The sequence below is a fragment of the Xenorhabdus koppenhoeferi genome, from assembly GCF_900116635.1.
In the GTDB taxonomy this organism is placed as follows: Bacteria; Pseudomonadota; Gammaproteobacteria; order Enterobacterales; family Enterobacteriaceae; genus Xenorhabdus; species Xenorhabdus koppenhoeferi.
The window spans coordinates 1-19,790 of the sequence record NZ_FPBJ01000046.1; the positions used below are offsets into that span (position 1 = coordinate 1).

The window sequence follows — 19,790 nt, forward strand, 5'->3', positions numbered from 1 at the left end:
GACTGGCGACGACGGCATCAATACCGGGCACAACAATGTCATTATCGTCGCCGGGAAGATCATCGGCTTACAGAACAATTACGGCTGTAGTACTAGAAAATGGAAACATATTTATTAGAATTTACTTCCTATTCGAGATATTATTGCGTTTAATAAATTACCGTTTTTATTAAACGCAATCGATAGAATAATAAATCCTGATAGCCACAATATCGGGGTATTCATCCCAGAAATTATTTGAATTATTTGAATTATTTGAATTATTTGACTTGTGCAGTAATTGCGTCGCTTTTGCGTTTGCATAAGCAGTTATTGTTGATTGCTATTTTTGTCGTGGAGACTATTCCTGTCATGGAAACGATTCCTGCCGTGGAGAAAGTATGTCACTGAGTCGACGTCAGTTTATTCAGACATCTGGTTTGGCTATGTGTTTAGGGGCACTCCCTTTTGCGGTTCGGGCCAACAAAAATCAACAAACGAAATTGCCACTTCCCCCCTTACTGGAATCCCGAGGCGGACAACCTCTGTTTTTAGCCATGCAAAAAGCCAGATGGTCGTTCAATGGTCAGAATAAAGTTCAGGTCTGGGGTATCAATGGATATTATTTAGGGCCAACTATTCGGGTTCGTCGGGGCGATGATATTAAACTGATATATAGCAATCGCCTGTCTGAAGATGTGTCAATGACAGTAGGCGGATTGCTGGTGCCCGGCGCTTTGATGGGAGGCTCAACGCGTGTGATGTCACCAGGGGAAAGCTGGTCTCCGGTTATCCCAATCGATCAGCCGGCAGCGACCTGCTGGTATCACGCCAACACGCCGAATCGTATGGCACAGCATGTTTATGCGGGGCTGGCAGGTATGTGGCTGGTGGAAGATGAAGGCAGTCGTCAGTTGCCTTTGCCTGCACATTATGGTGTCGATGATTTTCCGGTTATTTTGCAGGATAAACAATTAGATAATTTTGGCGTACCTCAATATAACCCTCCCGCCAACAAAGATTTTCTCGGTGATACTCTGGTTGTTAATGGTGTCGAAAATCCTTTTGTTGAAGTTGCCAGAGGTTGGGTCAGACTACGCTTACTGAATGCTTCTAATGCCCGACGTTATCAGTTGCAGCTCAGTGATGGGCATCCATTCTATATGATTGGTACTGACCAAGGATTGCTGCCTTCGCCTGTAACTGTGCAAGAGTTGCTACTCGCGCCGGGAGAACGCCGTGAGGTTCTGGTTGACATGTCGAAAATCGAGAATGTAACCATTACAGCCGGAGAATCCGCAAGCGTAATTGATCGTCTGAAAGGGTTGTTTGAGGCTTCGACTAAACTAGTGTCAACCACAGTATTGACATTGAAAGCGAGCGGGCTGCTTCCTTTAGTGGCGGATCAATTACCAACTCAACTCGTGGTTGATAATCCACATATCAGCTCTTCTATACGCAATCGTCAACTTGCGCTGGGAGATTATTCTCAGGGAATTAATGGTATGTTGCTGAGTGATAACCGCATCGATATAACCAGCCAGCAAGGGGCTTGGGAACGTTGGGTAATTACAACAACCGTCCCTCAGCCTTTCCATATTGAAGGGGTAAGGTTTAAAGTTATTAGCCTTAATGGCAATCGCCCCGAACCACAGGATTATGGCTGGAAAGATACGGTTTGGATCGATGAGCGAGCTGAATTACTGGTGAATATGATGAAGCCGTCTTATGAGCATTTCCCTTTTATGTACTACAGTCAGAGATTGGAAATGGCGGATCATGGGGTTGCGGGACAGTTGGTTGTCAATCCTCCTGACTTCTAATCGATAATTCCATAGCTGTTTTGAATACTATTTGCATCAGAATATTTGCGTCAGAATGACGGGTTAAACAATGGACTATTTAACAATTTGTGTGCAAACAAACTATTTACTCTGAATAAATTGCTAATCTTATCGACGGAGACTGGCCCTTTCCGTATAGTGTCCCAAATTTCCATACTACTTGTCTGTAAGGTGATTTAATGAATATCAGCTTGATTGCTGCGATGGCTATCGATCGAGTTATTGGTATGGAAAACGCCATGCCATGGACTCTTCCGGGTGATTTAGCCTGGTTTAAACGCAATACGCTCGGAAAGCCAGTTGTGATGGGGCGGGTTACATATGAATCGATCGGTCGTCCTTTACCGGGACGCCTGAATATCGTGATCAGCAGTCAGTCTGCGAGTGATGATAGGGTCACTTGGGTAAACTCTATCGAAGCTGCGTTGGCCGTAGCTGGTGATGTTGAAGAAATTATGGTGATGGGGGGAGGAAAAGTGTATGAACAGTTCATTCCTCTTGCCGCTCGTATGTATCTGACTCATATTGATGCAGAAGTGATTGGTGACACGCATTTCCCTGATTATGAGCCTGATGAGTGGAATTCAGTTTTCACCGAATATCATGATGCGGATGAAAACAACTCTCATGGATATTGTTTTGAAATCCTGGAACGCCGAAAGTAATCGAACCTTACGTGCGGAGTGCCGACAGGCACTCTGGTGTCACTGATTCAGACTGGTGATTTGTTATCCAATGAATCTTGTCTGAAATATTGCTTATCTTCCCAACGCAGCATTGTCAATTTTCCTCCCCAGCAACAGCCCGTATCCAGTGCATAAATATTGGCAGGAGTTCCCTGGCCTTCCAGTGCCGCCCAATGACCAAATGCAATGGAATAGTCTTCAGGGATATTACGCGGTAATTTGAACCAAGGTTTCAGTGGTGCAGGGGCATTTTCGGGTTTAGACTTGCAGATCATATCCAACTGACCATTCGGAAAACAATAACGCATCCGTGTCAGTGCATTGGTACTGAAACGTAACCGAGCAAGGCCGCTTAATTCTGGTGCCCAGTTATTCGGCATATCTCCGTACATCTCATTGAGGAACAGAGGATAACTGTCACTGCAAAGAATAGCCTCCACTTCACGGGCGCACATTCTGGCTGTCTCCAGATCCCATTGTGGCGTGAGTCCTGCATGTGTCATGACCAGTTTTAATTCGTCATTAATCTGTAACATGGGCTGTTTTCTCAGCCAGTTTATCAGCTCATCAATATCTGGTGCCGAAAGTAATTCATCGAGTAAGTCTTTTGGTTTATTGCGGCTGATTTTGGCATAAATAGCCAGCAGATGCAGATCGTGATTACCCAATACCAATTTAGCCGCCGAGCCGAGTTGTTTGATATAACGAAGCACTGCCAGAGAATCAGGGCCACGGGCAACCAGATCACCCGTCAGCCATAGGGTATCGTTGTTGGAATGAAAATCGACTTGTTCTAATAAGGCGATCAATTCACGGTAACAGCCGTGAATATCGCCGATAAGATATGTAGCCATGCGTTAATTTATCAGTGTAGGAATAGCCAGCCTAAACACAGGAATAGCGGTGCGAAATGGGCGACCATCATGATCAATCATTTCATAATGGCCTTCCATAGTACCCAGGGGGGTTTCCAGAATGGCTCCGCTGCTGTAACGGTATTCTGTTCCTGGTAGGATCAAAGGCTGTTTTCCCACAACCCCTTCACCCTGAACTTCTGTTTGGTGACCATCACTATTGGTTATACGCCAGTAACGGCTAATTAGCTGTACGGGAGAATGCCCAAGATTGCGAATTGATATTGTATAAGCAAACACAAAACGTTGTTGTTCCGGTTGTGATTGGCTTTCTACGTAAGTACTTTGTACTTGAATATAAATTCTTGGTTCGTTGAGCATAAGTGCCTCCTGTTACTGTGACGGCTGTTTATTGGTTTCCGACAATTTCTTTAGGCTGGGACGATAACCAATTTGCCATCTTACAGTATTGCTCGACAGAAATATTTTCAGCCCGCGTACTTGGATCAATGCCCAATTCAGATAACTGCTCAACGGAAAAGATATTGCCAAGGCTGTTGCGGATTGTTTTTCGGCGTTGGTTAAATGCCTGAGTTGTAATCCGGGCCAACACACGAAGGTCATGAGCCGGATTGGGTATGGTCTTATGCGGAATCAACCGCACAATGGCGGAATCCACTTTTGGTGCTGGCGTAAATGCTGTAGGGGGTACTTCAAGAACTGGAATAACCTGACAGTAGTATTGTGCCATCACACTTAAACGTCCATAGGCTTTGCTGCCAGGCTCTGCGACCAGACGATTGACCACTTCTTTTTGCAACATAAAACTCATATCAGCAATGGCATCAGTATAGCTGAAAAGATGGAACATCAATGGCGTAGAAATGTTATAAGGCAAATTACCGAATACGCGCAAAGGCTGCCCGCGCTCTCTGGCAATCTGACCAAAATCAACGGTCATTGCATCTTGCTGGATAATTGTCAGCTTGTCTTTCAATTTTGGATGAACGTGCAGGCGGGCAGCAAGATCGCGGTCAAGTTCGACAACCGTCATTTTATCCATGCGCTCACCAACGGGTTCAGTCAATGCGCCCAGACCAGGGCCAATTTCTACTACAGCTTGACCCACTTGTGGATTCATTGCATCAACAATGCTATCAATAATAAACTGATCGGTTAAAAAGTTTTGCCCGAAACGTTTACGGGCATGATGCCCTTGATGGACTTTATTATTCATTACTGTTTTGTATCATTTTAATTGCTAGATTTAATGCGGTGATAAAACTACCCACATCAGCTTGACCTGTCCCCGCCAGCTCGAGTGCTGTGCCATGATCGACAGACGTTCGGATAAATGGCAGACCGAGTGTAATATTCACTGCTCTGCCAAAACCTTGGTATTTTAACACGGGTAGCCCCTGATCGTGATACATCGAAAGCACGGCATCGGCATGATCCAAATATTTAGGTTGGAACAGTGTATCAGCAGGTAATGGACCTTCCAGCCATATCCCTTCTGCCCTCAGGCTCTCTAATGCTGGAATGATCACGTCTATTTCTTCACGTCCCATATGTCCTCCTTCACCGGCATGAGGATTCAGGCCGCAGACATAAATATGGGGGCGATGGATACCGAACTTGGTTTTGAGGTCATGGTTGAGAATGGTGACTACTTCCCGCAGGGAATCAAACGTAATTGCCTTGGGCACATCCAGAATAGGCAGGTGTGTTGTCGCCAATGCTACCCGGAGCTCTTCCGTTGCCAGCATCATGACTACTCTTGAGCATTTACTGTGGTCAGCAAAAAACTCGGTATGTCCGATAAAAGGGACTCCGGCATCATTGATAACTCCTTTATGAACAGGGCCTGTTACCAATGCGGAGAATTCGCCATTCAGACAACCATCGCAGGCTTTTGCTAATGTTTCCGTGACATAAGTTCCGTTTTTTCGGTTTAACTCACCCGCAATGGTCGGGGATTGGAGATAAACAGGCAGAATAGTCAACGTTCCAGCGGCTTGCGATGAAGCTATTTGTGATAAAGAAGTGTGCTCAGGGGAATAAGTTTGTAGTTGCAAAGGCAAATTGAGTTGTCTGGCTCGGGAGAGCATCATTTCCGGATCAGCGCAGACAACCAATTGAATAGGCCACTCTCGTTGGGCGAGGGCAATGACTAAATCTGGACCAACCCCGGCCGGTTCGCCGGGGGTGATAATGATGGGTTTATTGTTTTGCATCGCTACCATCTAAAATTTTCACATAAGCGGAAGCGCGTAATTCCTGTATCCAGCTTTGTTCTTCTTCATTGAATTTACGATTGAATAGCAGGCGATAAGCACGATCTTTCTGCGTGGCATCCGTTCTATCAACTTTGCGGCTATCAAGTAGTTGGATTAAGTGCCAGCCGAAAGAAGAGTGAACAGGTTGACTGATCTCGCCTTTTTGCAGTTTTGTCAATGCATCACGGAAGGCTGGATCATAGATACTTGGCAAATTCCATCCCAGCTCTCCACCATGCATAGCTGAACCTGAATCTTCAGAATACTCTTTCGCGGCTTCTCCAAATGTGGTTTTTCCGCTTAAGATCTCTTCTCTGAGTTTCATCAAATCATTGCGAGCTTTCTCATCATTCATGACAGGTGATGTTTTCAACAGAATATGACGGGCATTGACTTCGGTGACTGCGATTGGCATATGATCACCACGGATATCATTTACTTTAAGAATGTGAAAACCCACACCAGAACGGAGTGGGCCAATAATCTGCCCTTTATGTGCGGACTTGAGTTGTTCAGCAAACAGAGATGGTAGCTCATGTAGTTTGCTCCAGCCCATATTGCCCCCTTTCAGGGCTTGAGAGTCACCAGAATAGGTGATGGCCAGTTTACCGAAATCGACACCGTTCTTGAGTTCAGACAAAATATTTTTAACAATTGTCCCGGCTTTTTCAACCTGAGCCTGATCCGGATTTTCTGGCAACGGAATCAAGATGTGGCTGATGTTCAATTCCGTATTCTGACTATTTTGGCCTTCAAGCTGATTAGCCAGTGAGTCAACTTCTTGTGGCAAGATCGTGATGCGGCGACGGACCTCATTATTACGTACTTCTGCGATAGTCATTTCCTTGCGGATTTGATTACGATAGGTATCAAAGTTAATTCCATCTGTAACCAAATTTTGTTTCAACTGGGCAAGGCTCAAATGGTTTTGAGCCGCGATATTTGTGATCGCAGAAACCAAAGCTTGATCAGGAATAGTAATTTGCATCCGTTCAGCCAGTTGCAGAACGATATCATCCATAATCAGGCGTTCAAGGATCTGATGACGCAATGTTTTCTCATCCGGTATCTGCTGACCAGCCTGTTTTGCATTGCGTTTAACGGTTTGTAAGAGGCTGTTGATGTCACTTTCCAGTACGACATCATTGTTAACAACGGCAACGACCTTATTGATTTCTTGTGGTGCTGCCATTGCGACAGAATTTACTGAAAACATCAATCCGAGAACGAGGGATTTCCAGTTCTTCATACATTTCCCATTATATTAATCCCGCTTTGGCGGGGTTATTGTGTTTAATCCGTTATCTTTCAAGTTGCTGCTTTGCTGATTATGCTCACTTATCTCAGTCATCGTTTTTAACAACAAATGATTGGCTATGCTTCTGGAGATGTGTTCTCTTGCCGCCGTGCTGCAACTTGAAGACTATTCGGCATACATTGTGTTTATAGGTATCAGAATGCACGCTGGTATGGAAGAATACCTTGCTGCAACATTTTCTGACTACCCAGACTATGATTGTTACTTAAGCCACGAAGTTCAACATTGAATGACCATTTGTTGTCATATTGGCTGCTGCCGAATCTCCAGTTGACGATCTTGCGCTCATAACCCACATTAACTGCCCAGCAACAAGTATTATATTGCAGACCCACCATTTGGCTCGCAGGCTGTTTTTCTTTGGTATCGTAGTAATACGCTCCCACAAGCTCCCAGCGATCTGACAATGGCCAGCTTGCTGCCAGACCCACCTGTGAAATGCCTTGCTGATAAGCGGGTAAAGCCCCAAGCGTAGCCTGAATATAATCGCGATCGACAAAGCGATAGTTTAATTGCAGCAGGCGGTCGGCATCCCGGCGGTATTCGACAACTGTATTGCTCATGGTTACACTGCCCAGTCGGTTATCGTATTGTAGCCCACCTTTGAAACCCCAAGAATCGCTGATTTTCCAGTGTACATCTCCGGCCCATGTAGTCGGCCCTGTACCTTGTTTGTTCCTGATAATATCTTTGCCGCTTGAGTTGGGATCTGTATCGGTAGTACGTGGACGTTCAAAGTAGTAGATTTGACCCACGGACAGGCTAAAACGTTCAACTAAATCTTCATCATAAATACGTGAGGTTATACCCGTGGTAAATTGATTAGCCGATGAAATTCGGTCTAACCCGCTGTAGAAGCGGTCACGGAACAAGCCGGTATAGTCTGTCTGCAACAGGGATGAATCAAAGTTATTAATGTTATCCTGATTCTTATAAGGCACATAAAGATATTGAACGCGGGGTTCCAGAGTCTGGGTGTAATCTTGATTAAAGTACATGGCGCGTTCAAATACTATTTTCGCGTCTGATTTAAACACAGGCAGAACACGGTCAACTAACTTTTCCAATAAAGGTTGGTTTTTTTGTACTTCAGAGGAAAGTTCCTGCTCGTAATGGGTTGCCATTATCTTAAATTCGTTATTGAGGCTGGCCCAGCCATTGGAGAGCGGCAGATTGATGGCAGGTTCAAAATGCCAGCGTGTTGCGTCCGGCCATTGGTTACCGATGCTGGTAAATTTAGCCAATTGTATATGGGTATGAAAATCGAATGGGCCTAAATCATTTTTATAGTAATTCAGATCCAGTTGAGGTGTTGCTCTGTAGGCTTTGCTTCTGTCACTTGCGGTAAAGATCTGGAATTGCTTGGTTACCAGTGTGGCATGCCAGTTTTGCTGAGCATAGCCAACGCTGAATTTCTGGGTAGCGTAGCCGTCAGTACTGGAGCCATATCGTGAAGAGTAGTCAGTAAAATAGTTCGGATCACTGACTTTGGTGTAGTCAACACTGAAACGCCAAACCTGATTCATAACACCGCTATGGTTCCAGTAGAATAACCAGCGGTTGCTGCTGTCCCGATCAGATTTGATGCCGAGTTTTTTGTCTTTTTCATACAGGCGATCATGATCAATCCAATCCAGCGCAACCGTACCCGCGCCTGCTTTGGTTAAGTAACGGAATTCATTATCCAGTTTAAAGCCACGCATAGTAATGAGATGCGGAGTGATCGTAGCATCATAGTTCGGAGCGATATTCCAGTAATATGGCAGCAGGAACTGAAAGCCGTCTTTATTGGAAAAACTGGCATTGGGGATCAAGAAACCAGAGCGGCGTTTGTCACCAATCGGCAACTGCAAGTATGGGCTGTAAAACACGGGTACATTAGCAACCCGAAAACGAGCGTTCCAGATTTCAGCTACTTCTTCTTCACGGTCGAGGATCACTTCTGAACCGACAACACTCCAGCTATCATTGCCCGGTAAACAGGAGGTAAATATCCCATTATTCAAAATAGTATAGCGGTTTTCATCACGCAGCATCATCTTATCTGCGCTACCACGTCCCTGACGGCCGACCATCTGGTACTTGCCTTGTTCTACGTCAGTGTTTTTATTATTCAAATTAGCCCAAGCCCGCGGCCCTTTTAAAATGATCTGGGGGTCATCATAGCTGACGTTACCGATTGCGGTAATAGTACGGATTGGCTCTTTATCCTGTGTCTGTTCAAGCCGTACCTTATCGGCTGTCAGTGTTTTATTTCCCTGTTGGATATCAACATTACCAATGAACTCAACTGAGTAGGGATATTCACCGTGAGTATCATCAGACTTAATGTTAATAGGCATTTTATTGGGATCGCCTGCGATAATCGGCTTATCGTAGACAGGTACGCCCAGCATACATTGTGCTGCGAGATCAGCATGAGCTTGCTGACTATGTGCTTGCTGACTATAAAGTGCTGCCCATACCATTGTGGCCAGCAGAGTGGGATAACATTTATTCATAGATATTTATGCGGTTCCGTCATCAGTGGCGTCGTGCCGGCGAATGTTCAGAGACTAACTTAGTTAATAAATAGGTGCCAGAGTAAAGTTTAACTTTGCTAATCTTGCTGTTAGGCACAGAGCGTAATGAATAGTATGATAATGCAAAATTGCGCTCAGGGCATTGGGGAATTGAAGACTATAATGCAGTATTGGGGAAAATTATTTGGATTAATATTTGGTATAGCGTCCGGTGCAGGTTTCTGGGGCATTGTGATTGGCCTGTTACTCGGTCACATCCTTGATAGGGTCAGGCTGCGGAATCAGCGTGTTGATACCAAAGGCCAGACCCGACAAACCCTGTTTTTCCTCAGTACATTCCAAGTACTGGGGCACTTAACCAAAGCAAAAGGTCGGGTAACCGAAACGGATATCCAGCTTGCTACTCGACTGATGGACAGAATGCAGCTGCATGGTGAGGCCAGGACTTCAGCCCAGCAATCGTTTCGTGAGGGTAAACAGCCTGAATTTCCCCTGCGAACGACATTACGGCGGTTGCGGCGCGCTTGCTTTGGCCGTTTCGATCTCATTCGCATGTTTTTGGAAATACAATTGCAGGCCGCGTTTGCTGATGGTGAACTGCATCCCAATGAAAGAAAAGTCCTGTTTGTCATTGCCGAAGAACTGGGGATTTCCCGCATTCAATTTGAACAATTTCTTACCATGATGGAAGGTGGCCGTCATTTCGAAGGGCATCATTATGGTGGGCAGTATCAGCAACATGGGCACAATCAGGAGGCTGGGCAGCAGCGTGCAACACTGGCGGATGCCTGTAAGGTATTGGGTGTCAATGAGCATGATGACACCACAACCATTAAGCGGGCTTATCGGAGACTGATGAGTGAACATCACCCCGATAAGCTGGTGGCAAAAGGTTTACCACCAGAAATGATGGAGCTTGCAAAACAGAAAGCGCAGTCTATCCAATCCGCGTATGACTTGATCAAAAAAGAGAAGGGCTTTAAATAGCACTGATCCTAACGTATTCCACAAAAACCTAAAGTACTGCAAAAAACGCATCCGTCAAAAATCGGCTTTGCATTCAAAATGCATTGATGTGCCATAAACCGGATGCGTAATGGATAGTTCTTGGGCATGTAATTGCAGACGAGGTGTAATCTCCCTTGCTTGCGGATGGGCATAAAAGCGATCCCCCAGAATAGGGTTGCCAAGAGCCAGCATATGCACACGAAGCTGATGAGAACGGCCGGTGATTGGAACCAGTCTGACACGTGTTGCCTGTTCTTCATATTTCAGCACTTGATATTCAGTTTGTGCCGATTTTCCGGTTTCAAAGCAGACTTTCTGCTTCGGACGATTTGGCCAGTCGCAGATCAACGGCAAATCCACTAATCCCTTTTCTGGCTCCAGTTTTCCCCAGACCCGGGCGATATAGACTTTTTTCGGCTCACGTTCACGGAACTGGCGTTTCAACTCACGTTCGGCGGCTTTAGTCAGTGCTACAACCATGATACCGCTGGTGGCCATATCCAATCGATGTACCGATTCTGCGGTAGGAAATTCAGCCTGAACCCGTGTCATAATACTGTCTTTGTGCTCTTCTGCTTTACCCGGCACAGAAAGTAATCCACTGGGTTTATTAACAACCATAATGTGCTCATCTTGATACAACACATATAACCTAGGATCTGTCGGGGGATTGTAAGACTCCAGCATGAGTGGCTCCAATTGGGTCGGGAGAATAAATCAGGTCGGAAAAATGACGGGGCGCATTCTATCAGATATGACCCGGGGTGCGAGATTAATATAGAGTGAGACTGAACTCAGGGGCACCTTGCGGAGAATGCCCCTGAATTTACGCGCATTTATTGATGAGAAACAATAACCAGACGAATGGCATCCAGACGCCAGTTAGCCTGATCAAGGTTCAGCAACAGATGCTTATGCTCAGATTCGATAGCTTCCAGCTCATCGTCACGAATATTCGGGTTAACCGCTTTCAGGGCTTCCAGACGTGACAATTCCGCTGACAGCACTTCATCCGCTTCTTTCTTTGCTTTCTCAATCAATTCACGTGACTGTTTTTCAATCAGAGGTTCTGATTGTTGTAAAATCGCATGAACTTCTTGCTGTACCGCATTGACCAGCTTGCTGGCGTTATGGCGGTTGATGGCATTGAGCTGACGGTTGAAACTTTCAAACTCTACCTGAGGAGCCAGATCAGTGCCTTTTAGATCCAATAAGAGACGTACTGGCGTTGGTGGCAGAAAACGGGTCAATTGCAAATGTTTAGGCGCTTGCGCTTCAACAACGTAAATCAACTCAACCAACAGCGTACCTACCGGCAGTGCTTTATTTTTCAGAATAGAAACGGCGCAACTTCCTGTATCCCCTGACAGGATTAAATCCAGACCATTGCGAATGATAGGGTGTTCCCAGCTCAGAAACTGAGTATCTTCGCGGGACAGTGCTTTCTCACGGTCAAACGTAATGGAGCAGCCGTCCTTCGGCAATCCGGGAAAATCCGGCACCAGCATATGATCAGATGGATTCAGGACGATAATACCGTCACTGTGATCTTCCTGATTGATGCCGACGATATCGAATAAATTCAGGGCAAAATTCACCAGATCGGTATCATTATCCTGCGCCGCAATTTTTTCTGCCAGTTTCTGGCCTTGTTCGCCGCCATTGGAGTTCATTTCCAGCAGACGGTCACGGCCCTGCTCCAATTGTTGTTTGAGTTGTTCATGATGCATGCGGCATTCAGTAATAAACTCATTGAAGTCAGTTTGCTCATTAGGTTTGGCAAGGAAATTCAACAGTGTTTCGTAATACTTGTCATAGATAGGGCGACCGGTCGGGCAGGTATGTTCAAACGCATCCAGTCCTTCGTTATACCAGCGCAGGAGAATGGATTGCGCCGTGTTTTCCAGATAAGGCACACTGATTTTAATATCGCGGTTTTGACCGATACGATCCAGACGACCGATTCGTTGCTCCAGCAAATCAGGGTTGAATGGCAGATCAAACATAACAAGCTGATTGGCAAACTGGAAGTTACGTCCTTCAGAGCCAATTTCAGAACAGAGCAGCACTTGTGCTCCGTCTTCTTCAGAAGCGAAGTAAGCAGCGGCACGGTCACGTTCCAGCAAAGACAAACCTTCATGGAAGACGGCACCGCGGATACCTTCGCGTTCACGCAGAACTTGTTCCAGTTGCAGCGCAGTTTCTGCTTTGGCACAGATTACCAGCACTTTTTCATCACGGTTTGCCATCAGGAAACCTAACAGCCATTCTACGCGTGGATCGAAGTTCCACCATGTGGCGTTTTCACCTTCGAATTCCTGATAGATCTGCTCAGGATAGAGCATATCTTTGGCACGCGCTTCCACGGTCTTTTTAGCACCCATGATTCCAGAAACCTTGATTGCCGTCTGATATTGGATTGGCAATGGTAACTTGATTTCATGCAGTTCACGGTGTGGGAAACCTTTCACGCCACCACGGGTATTACGGAACAGCAGCCGGCTGGTTCCATGGCGATCCATCAGCATAGAGACCAGTTCGGGGCGAGCATTGTTGCTCTCCTCATCCTGTTGGCTGTTTACCGCTTTCAACAAAGGTTCAATATCTTGTTCATTAATCAGTTCAACAATTGCATTTTGCTGGTCATTGTTTAAAAGATCATCGGACAGCAGCAAAGTCACGGCATCCGCAACAGGACGATATTTCTGTTGTTCATCAATGAATACCTGATAATCATGGAAACGATTTGGATCAAGCAGGCGCAGACGGGCAAAGTGACTCTCTTGGCCCAACTGTTCTGGTGTGGCTGTCAGCAACAGAATGGAAGGAATTTGCTCTGACAACTGTTCAATGACGAGATATTCGCGGCTCGGGGATTTTTCGTTCCACTCCAGATGGTGAGCTTCATCCACTACCATCAAATCCCAGCTCGCTTCCAGCAAATGTTCAAAACGTTGCTTATTGCGGCGAACAAAATCCAGAGAACAGATAACCAATTGCTCTGTCTCAAACGGATTATCGCTGTCATGAAGCGCTTCTGTGTACCGACCATCATCGAACAGTGAGAAACGCAGGTTAAATCGACGCAGCATTTCTACCAGCCATTGATGTTGCAGGCTGTCTGGCACGATGATCAATACACGTTCCGCACGTCCTGCCATCAATTGCTGATGAATGATCATGCCGGCTTCAATGGTTTTACCCAGCCCCACTTCATCCGCCAGTAATACGCGGGGAGCATGGCGCTTGCCTACTTCATTGGCAATATGTAGCTGATGTGGGATCAAACTGGCACGAATGCCACGTAGTCCACTTTCTGCCAGACGAAATTGTTCGCTTTGGTGTTTACGAGCGCGAAAACGCAGAGCAAAGCGATCCATACGGTCAATTTGACCAGCAAACAGACGATCCTGCGGCTTATTAAACGTCAGTTTGCTATCCAGAAAAACTTCCCGCAGGCAGGTATTTTCTTCTTCAGTGTCCAGGCGAGTACCGATGTAGATCAGCAGGCCATTATCTTGCTGAACATCATCGATCTTGAGTTTCCAACCTTCGTGACTGGTCACGGTATCGCCTACATTAAACATAACGCGGGTAATAGGGGAGTCATTGCGTGCGTAAAGGCGGTTTTCTCCGCTGGCAGGAAAAAGTAACGTCACCATGCGCGTATCAAGCGCCACGACTGTTCCTAATCCAAGTTCGCTTTCTGTATCGCTTATCCAGCGTTGACCAAGAGTAAATGGCATAAATTTCGGCTCAGTTTTCTGTTAGACAATATCATTTATAGGTGCAGGATGGCTGCTTTTGTTGGATATCGATCACCATTGGTTATCGATAGGGATAGTTTTCAATAGCACTTTTTCAATAGCACTTTACATCCCGCGTTTTTTGGTAACGAGATCACAAAAGTACCATTGCCCATTAGAGGAGCGATATGTTAATTGAAGCTGAGCAAGCCGTCACCTGCAAAAATATCCATTATTCAAAAGAGATGCTTATTTGCCCTGTTTGCAGGGTCATAAAGTTATCCTGAATAAACGGCAAAATAGCATCGGCAATGAGCATTAACTATTTTTTGTTCCCTTGCCGTCGCGCTGCATCTTGAAATCCATTGGGTATAGTGTTCATAATCTGGCGCAGTAGTTTGATTTTCGATGGGTTCTGGCCGGGACAGAGTGATAATGTAGTTGATCCAACATTACCAAAGAGGATTTTAACTATGGCATTTTCATTGGTTATTTATACAGTATTTTTTGAGGTGCCAATAGGTAAAAATTGATCGGTCAAGAAACACTTTAGCATCGCACCTCAGTATCTTTTGTTATTATTCTTAATTGGTTACCCGGCTGACCGATAATTTCCAGACTTTAATTCCTGCATCTTCAAGTTAATTGCGTATAGTCTGTAATGATTTCGGCCACATTTACGTCTGTTTACCCTATTTTCATTGCAAACGTGCGAAGCTCTTCCCAGTATTTATAACATGATGAGAGAGTTACTATGGCAAAACGTATTGAATTTTCCACCACTGGCAGCCCGGAAGTACTCCGATATTGTGACTTTGTACCCGCAGCCCCTGCACCTGATGAAGTACAAGTCGAAAATAAAGCCATTGGTATTAATTATATTGATACCTATGTTCGCAGTGGGTTATATCCTACCACCAGCTTGCCATCCGGCCTTGGTATGGAAGCTGCGGGTGTTGTCACCAAAATTGGCGCGAATGTAACATCAATTAAAGTCGGTGATCGCGTAGCTTATGCGCAATCTGCCGTTGGTGCTTACAGTGAAGTGCATAACGTGCAGGAACACAGGCTTGCTCTCCTGCCTGATTCGATTTCATTTGAGCAAGCGGCAGCGTCACTTTTGAAAGGCCTAACTGTTTACTATTTGTTTCACCAGACCTATCAAATTCAAAAAGATGAAACTTTCTTGTTCCATGCCGCAGCTGGTGGTGTCGGGCTGATTGCGTGCCAGTGGGCAAAAGCGTTAGGGACAAAGTTGATCGGAACTGTGGGTTCTAATGAAAAAGCCGAACTTGCAAAAACCGCGGGTGCATGGCAAATCATCAATTACAACCATGAGAGTATCGTCGAACGTGTTTTAGAGATCACTGGTGGGGGAAAGGTCAGTGTCGTTTATGATTCTGTAGGTAAAGCCACATGGTTAGATTCACTGGACTGCCTCAAACGGCGTGGTTTAATGGTTAGTTTTGGTAATGCTTCCGGGCCAGTGACCGACGTCGATTTAGGTCTGCTCAATCAAAAAGGCTCTTTATTCGTCACTCGCCCCGCAGTTAACGGCTATATCACAACCCGTGAGGAATTGAACGAAGCCAGCAATGCCCTGTTTGATTTGGTAGCCACTGGCAAAATCAAAGTCGATGTACCAGAAAGCCAAAAGTTTTCATTGAGCGAAGCTGCAACCGCACATCAAGCATTGGAAAGCCGCTTAACTCACGGCTCCAGCTTACTGATCCCTTGATAACTTTAATAAATTTAATAATTTTAATGAAGAGCGGACTACATCCGCTCTGTTACCATTTCTAGCGCTTTTTCAACGACCATAATACCGGAGCCGGGTTTATGGGCATTCTCACTCAAATGACGACGCCATTGACGCGCACCAGGAATGCCCTGAAAAATCCCCAAGATATGACGAGTGATATGCCCTAAATAAGTACCTTTGGACAATTCTTGTTCTATATAAGGATAAAGTGCCTTAACCACATTAATCGTATTCATAACTGGTGCTGTTTGATCAAATAATTCACGATCCACATGTGCCAGAATAGATGGATTTTGGTAAGCCTCTCGTCCAATCATCACACCATCCACGTATTGCAAATGCTGTTTCGCTTCTTCCAATGACTTAATACCGCCGTTAATGGAAAACGTTAATTGAGGGAAATCTTTCTTTAATTGATAGACCCGTGGATATTCCAATGGCGGGATTTCGCGGTTTTCTTTTGGACTGAGACCAGATAACCACGCCTTGCGCGCGTGGATAACAAAATTATCGCAATCGCTGTTTTCTATGACAGTATCAATAAAATCACACAAAAACTCGTAGCTATCTTGCTCATCAATCCCAATGCGGGTTTTAATGGTAACGGGAATATCCACTACATCCTGCATGGCTTTAACGCAATCAGCCACCAGCGCCGCATCTCCCATCAGACAGGCACCAAAACGACCATTCTGCACACGATCAGAGGGACAACCGATATTCAAATTGATTTCATCATAACCCCGTTCCTGCGCAATCTTGGCACACTGTGCCAATGCCTGAGGCTCACTGCCGCCCAATTGCAAGGCCAACGGATTCTCCTGCTCGTTATAAGCCAGATAATCCCCTTTTCCATGAATAATCGCACCCGTTGTCACCATTTCCGTGTAAAGCAGCGCTTCTTTACTTAATAAGCGGTGGAAATAACGACAATGACGGTCAGTCCAGTCCAGCATGGGGGCAACGGCGAAGCGGGAAGGCTTGAATTTCCCGCTACCTGTTGGTATGGCATTGAATTCACTATGTTTCTGAGTTTGTATATTTTCGTGCATTTAAGGTCTTTTTAGGCTATTTTTGTATTATCAGCACCCCAAACAGCACCCCATTAATATGGGGACCTGAACAGGAGAGCATCAAAGATGGCCTACTATAGCATAGAGAAACGTCCCCGCGCAGATGGCACAGTTCGTTACCGTTGCACCGTTGGTGTTAAGTCTGGTGGTAAATATATTTACAGAGAGAACCGCACATTTGGAAAACAGTTCCATGCCAAAACATGGGGTGCCATGCGGGTAGCTGAGCTGGAACAAAACGGGGTCCCCACGCAAAATAATACCGAAGATTTAACAGTTGGTGATCTACTGCATAAGTATATCAATGACCCTGATTTGGGTGGAAAGGCAGGAAGAACTAAATAGTTCAACGCCAGCCAAAAACAAGCGAATTAATATTCCCTTACTTCTTTTTTGATCCATTGTTTATGAGAGGTTCCTTTCTTTGGTTTTCTTTCAAAACCCAAATCCGCCAGCGCCGCTACAACTTCTTTATATTTGAGGGGGTTAGTCTATAAAGAATCATGTTGCGCCGCACCTCTTATCGGGCTAGCTCACATTGCTCATCAAACAACCTAGCTGAAACAGTTTCTTTATTTAGATAAAAAGCTGTTATCACTTTGAGCCTAAAAGCAATGTACCAATACCTAAACCACATAGATAAGGGGGCTTTTCGATTTATAAGCTGTTTTGCGTATTCCGGTTCAGAAGCAACTTCTTCAAGATAATCACCTACCTGAACCTCAAGTTTGCTAATTGCTTCATCAATCGAATTAGCTTGCGCTGCCAGTGACAGATCTAAGCAGGCAGCAATTACATATCACCCTGTTGATAAGCCATGCAACGTAATCTCATTTAATCATCTCCTGTAGGGGTATTAACAACATAGTTATCAAATTGATAAATATGTCTAAGGCGATGATAGTTTGTTATAACCTTAAGTTCAATAGCTTGACCTGTTCATACTTGTGTGATTAACCACTAAAATAGATTAAAAATAATCAGAGCGCTTCAATTTTTGACCATACGCAGCTTAAGAGCAGTTGAACCGAAACAATAAGAAACTATCACTACAAGCTACCAGCTCAGTCAACCCCCAGTTAATAAACCCTGAAAATCACAAAAAAACGACATTTGCAATATCTTTATTTTTATCTTACAAATCAATTTATTATGTGTACTTTATGAAGAAAGTTAGGTGTGAAATGTCTCAAAAAAGACAGAAATAATAGAGAGTATTCACGCCTTAAGATATACTCCTCCGTGAGAGCTATCAAATTGATATGGATTCATTGGAGGTTTCTATGTTTTGCGAAATAAAAGTAGCCCAAATGGCTGCGTACCTGTTATCGAAAGGTGGCGGGCGCATGGCATACCTGAAACTCATGAAGCTCATGTATCTATCTGACAGGGAGCATATGAGGAAATACGGGGAATCAATCAGTGGTGACCGAATGGTATCTATGCCTCACGGACCCGTACTTTCATACTCACTCGATTTAATGAATGGCTCTAGCCAAGGTTCAGATGAGGGCTGGGGAAGGTGGATTGCTGGCGCTAGTAATTATGAACTGGAGACAAAGCTACCATTAGTTGAGCGCGATGAATATGACGAATTAACAGATGTTGAGCTTGCTGTTCTGAATGGCATTTATTCAGAATACGGTCATATGACAAAATGGCAGATAAGGGATTACACACACTCGCATTGCCCTGAGTGGATCGATCCTCACGGTGGTTCATACCCGATCGACCCAAAAAACGTTTTCTTTGCCCTTGGAAAATCAAATGAAGTTGCGATACAACTTGCAAACAGGATGCGAGAACAAAACGAATTAGATCGGGTTATTAGCGGATTAGTATGACAATTAACTTTGCACCTGTTAAAAAGGGAACCATAATGTTACTTACAGGTGCAAAGGAGCATTTGTTCTTTATTTGTAGTGATCCCGTGCTTTACCCTCAGCTTACCAAAGAATGTTTTCTTGCTGTTAATTTAACTACTATTTATCCTGATATTGAATATGACAACACCTGTATTTTAAGTGTTGGCGATCATCCTTTTGTAAAGCATGATAGTTATATTCTTTATAAAAAAGCTGAAATACTGGGGGTTGATACAGTGACAAGTCAAGTCATTGCTGGTGATATCAGAGTATCAGAACCCTGCCGTAATGATGTGTTTGATAGAATACTGAACGGATTTAATACTTCCCCTCACGTAAAGCCCAAAGTAAGAAAGTTCTACACTAAATATTGCGTTTAATTTTAATATTGCACTTATTTAATACCAAAATAGTGCCTATCATCAAAGAGCTATTACCAAAGTGAGGACTTCGGCGATAGGACTCCTTAAACTACAGGAATCCCTACAGTTAATTTTCACTGCCTCCGTTTGAAACGGAAGGATTAAATTAAAAGGGGAGAAATCTCCTCTTTAAGTAAGTGGCTGATTTTTTTGATTACCGATCGGGGTGGGGATTCCGGTTATCTGATGGAAATAAGGGATATCAATAAATTAATCCCCCCTCGGAATTTTCTATAAAAATAAATAATTAAATGAATTACACTAATTATTCTTTACTATATTTACATAAAATAATATTTAAAATAAACAATTAGAATATATAAAATAATACATGGTGTTCTTGGATTCGCCTAATAAGTGCAATTTCTAAGAAAGGCGGTCAGTTGCTATAGTAGGCATCTTTCTCGCCAAAGGAAAATGCGCTATGGCCTA

General features: G+C 44.5%; 15 protein-coding genes and 2 pseudogenes. 7 read left to right on the top strand and 10 right to left on the bottom strand.

Features of this window, described 5'->3' with window-relative positions:
- Nucleotides 1–380: 380 nt before the first annotated feature.
- Nucleotides 381–1,802: a cell division protein FtsP gene (gene ftsP, locus BM329_RS12655; RefSeq protein ID WP_092553749.1), complete on the top strand. Its 1,422-nt coding sequence runs from the start codon at nucleotides 381–383 to the stop codon at nucleotides 1,800–1,802.
- 200 nt (nucleotides 1,803–2,002) lie between these two features.
- The gene (gene folA, locus BM329_RS12660; protein ID WP_092553752.1) at nucleotides 2,003–2,488 is read left to right on the top strand and encodes a type 3 dihydrofolate reductase; all 486 of its coding nucleotides are present in this window, start codon (nucleotides 2,003–2,005) and stop codon (nucleotides 2,486–2,488) included.
- A gap of 47 nt (nucleotides 2,489–2,535) precedes the next feature.
- On the opposite strand, the gene apaH is transcribed toward folA, so the two are convergent.
- The 6 genes from apaH to lptD all read right to left on the bottom strand — a co-directional run bounded on the left by apaH (nucleotide 2,536) and on the right by lptD (nucleotide 9,461).
- Entirely contained in the window at nucleotides 2,536–3,363 is an 828-nt protein-coding gene (apaH, locus tag BM329_RS12665; RefSeq protein WP_092553755.1) for a bis(5'-nucleosyl)-tetraphosphatase (symmetrical) ApaH, read from the bottom strand.
- Between the two features lie 3 nt (nucleotides 3,364–3,366).
- Nucleotides 3,367–3,744, bottom strand: coding sequence for a Co2+/Mg2+ efflux protein ApaG (gene apaG, locus BM329_RS12670; RefSeq protein WP_092553758.1), 378 nt, complete (start codon nucleotides 3,742–3,744; stop codon nucleotides 3,367–3,369).
- 28 nt (nucleotides 3,745–3,772) lie between these two features.
- Entirely contained in the window at nucleotides 3,773–4,600 is an 828-nt protein-coding gene (gene rsmA / locus BM329_RS12675; protein ID WP_092553761.1) for a 16S rRNA (adenine(1518)-N(6)/adenine(1519)-N(6))-dimethyltransferase RsmA, read from the bottom strand.
- Complete coding sequence (gene pdxA / locus BM329_RS12680; protein WP_177216265.1) at nucleotides 4,593–5,600, bottom strand: 4-hydroxythreonine-4-phosphate dehydrogenase PdxA; 1,008 nt, start codon at nucleotides 5,598–5,600, stop codon at nucleotides 4,593–4,595. Before pdxA ends, rsmA begins: the two co-directional genes overlap by 8 nt.
- The gene (surA, locus tag BM329_RS12685) at nucleotides 5,587–6,891 is read right to left on the bottom strand and encodes a peptidylprolyl isomerase SurA (protein WP_092553767.1); all 1,305 of its coding nucleotides are present in this window, start codon (nucleotides 6,889–6,891) and stop codon (nucleotides 5,587–5,589) included. The genes pdxA and surA overlap by 14 nt, the downstream gene beginning before the upstream one ends.
- Nucleotides 6,892–7,094: 203 nt before the next feature.
- Complete coding sequence (gene lptD / locus BM329_RS12690; protein WP_092553770.1) at nucleotides 7,095–9,461, bottom strand: LPS assembly protein LptD; 2,367 nt, start codon at nucleotides 9,459–9,461, stop codon at nucleotides 7,095–7,097.
- 183 nt (nucleotides 9,462–9,644) lie between these two features.
- Between lptD and djlA the strand changes: the two genes are divergently transcribed.
- Nucleotides 9,645–10,469: a co-chaperone DjlA gene (gene djlA / locus BM329_RS12695; protein WP_092553790.1), complete on the top strand. Its 825-nt coding sequence runs from the start codon at nucleotides 9,645–9,647 to the stop codon at nucleotides 10,467–10,469.
- A gap of 54 nt (nucleotides 10,470–10,523) precedes the next feature.
- Here djlA and rluA read toward each other — a convergent pair whose 3' ends face one another.
- The 3 genes and pseudogenes from rluA to BM329_RS15100 form a co-directional block, all read right to left on the bottom strand.
- Entirely contained in the window at nucleotides 10,524–11,177 is a 654-nt protein-coding gene (rluA, locus tag BM329_RS12700; protein WP_092553773.1) for a bifunctional tRNA pseudouridine(32) synthase/23S rRNA pseudouridine(746) synthase RluA, read from the bottom strand.
- A 149-nt stretch (nucleotides 11,178–11,326) separates the two neighbouring features.
- A complete protein-coding gene (rapA, locus tag BM329_RS12705; protein WP_092553775.1) occupies nucleotides 11,327–14,236 on the bottom strand; it encodes an RNA polymerase-associated protein RapA in 2,910 nt (969 codons plus the stop codon).
- A gap of 232 nt (nucleotides 14,237–14,468) precedes the next feature.
- Nucleotides 14,469–14,685 (bottom strand): annotated as a pseudogene (locus BM329_RS15100) (hypothetical protein); the annotation flags it as partial.
- A gap of 305 nt (nucleotides 14,686–14,990) precedes the next feature.
- On the opposite strand from BM329_RS15100, the gene BM329_RS12715 reads away from it, so the two are divergent.
- Entirely contained in the window at nucleotides 14,991–15,974 is a 984-nt protein-coding gene (locus BM329_RS12715) for a quinone oxidoreductase (protein ID WP_092553778.1), read from the top strand.
- Nucleotides 15,975–16,012: 38 nt separating this feature from the next.
- Here the strand turns inward: BM329_RS12715 and dusA are convergent, their stop codons facing one another.
- Nucleotides 16,013–17,050, bottom strand: a complete 1,038-nt coding sequence (gene dusA, locus BM329_RS12720) for a tRNA dihydrouridine(20/20a) synthase DusA (protein WP_092553781.1) — start codon at nucleotides 17,048–17,050, stop codon at nucleotides 16,013–16,015.
- An 87-nt stretch (nucleotides 17,051–17,137) separates the two neighbouring features.
- On the opposite strand from dusA, the pseudogene BM329_RS12725 reads away from it, so the two are divergent.
- The 3 genes and pseudogenes from BM329_RS12725 to BM329_RS15105 all read left to right on the top strand — a co-directional run.
- Nucleotides 17,138–17,413, top strand: a pseudogene (locus tag BM329_RS12725) (site-specific integrase); the annotation flags it as partial.
- A 968-nt stretch (nucleotides 17,414–18,381) separates the two neighbouring features.
- The gene (locus BM329_RS12740) at nucleotides 18,382–18,915 is read left to right on the top strand and encodes a Panacea domain-containing protein (protein ID WP_245759085.1); all 534 of its coding nucleotides are present in this window, start codon (nucleotides 18,382–18,384) and stop codon (nucleotides 18,913–18,915) included.
- Nucleotides 18,912–19,316, top strand: a complete 405-nt coding sequence (locus BM329_RS15105; protein ID WP_245759086.1) for a hypothetical protein — start codon at nucleotides 18,912–18,914, stop codon at nucleotides 19,314–19,316. The genes BM329_RS12740 and BM329_RS15105 overlap by 4 nt, the downstream gene beginning before the upstream one ends.
- The last annotated feature ends 474 nt before the right edge of the window (nucleotides 19,317–19,790 follow it).

Excerpts from the sequence above, each read along its gene's own strand:
- ftsP (WP_092553749.1), top strand. The coding sequence starts at position 381 with ATGTCACTGAGTCGACGTCAGTTTATTCAGACATCTGGTTTGGCTATG.
- folA (WP_092553752.1), top strand. The coding sequence starts at position 2,003 with ATGAATATCAGCTTGATTGCTGCGATGGCTATCGATCGAGTTATTGGT.
- apaH (WP_092553755.1), bottom strand. The coding sequence starts at position 3,363 with ATGGCTACATATCTTATCGGCGATATTCACGGCTGTTACCGTGAATTG.
- apaG (WP_092553758.1), bottom strand. The coding sequence starts at position 3,744 with ATGCTCAACGAACCAAGAATTTATATTCAAGTACAAAGTACTTACGTA.
- rsmA (WP_092553761.1), bottom strand. The coding sequence starts at position 4,600 with ATGAATAATAAAGTCCATCAAGGGCATCATGCCCGTAAACGTTTCGGG.
- pdxA (WP_177216265.1), bottom strand. The coding sequence starts at position 5,600 with ATGCAAAACAATAAACCCATCATTATCACCCCCGGCGAACCGGCCGGG.
- surA (WP_092553767.1), bottom strand. The coding sequence starts at position 6,891 with ATGAAGAACTGGAAATCCCTCGTTCTCGGATTGATGTTTTCAGTAAAT.
- lptD (WP_092553770.1), bottom strand. The coding sequence starts at position 9,461 with ATGAATAAATGTTATCCCACTCTGCTGGCCACAATGGTATGGGCAGCA.
- djlA (WP_092553790.1), top strand. The coding sequence starts at position 9,645 with ATGCAGTATTGGGGAAAATTATTTGGATTAATATTTGGTATAGCGTCC.
- rluA (WP_092553773.1), bottom strand. The coding sequence starts at position 11,177 with ATGCTGGAGTCTTACAATCCCCCGACAGATCCTAGGTTATATGTGTTG.
- rapA (WP_092553775.1), bottom strand. The coding sequence starts at position 14,236 with ATGCCATTTACTCTTGGTCAACGCTGGATAAGCGATACAGAAAGCGAA.
- BM329_RS12715 (WP_092553778.1), top strand. The coding sequence starts at position 14,991 with ATGGCAAAACGTATTGAATTTTCCACCACTGGCAGCCCGGAAGTACTC.
- dusA (WP_092553781.1), bottom strand. The coding sequence starts at position 17,050 with ATGCACGAAAATATACAAACTCAGAAACATAGTGAATTCAATGCCATA.
- BM329_RS12740 (WP_245759085.1), top strand. The coding sequence starts at position 18,382 with ATGGCTGCGTACCTGTTATCGAAAGGTGGCGGGCGCATGGCATACCTG.
- BM329_RS15105 (WP_245759086.1), top strand. The coding sequence starts at position 18,912 with ATGACAATTAACTTTGCACCTGTTAAAAAGGGAACCATAATGTTACTT.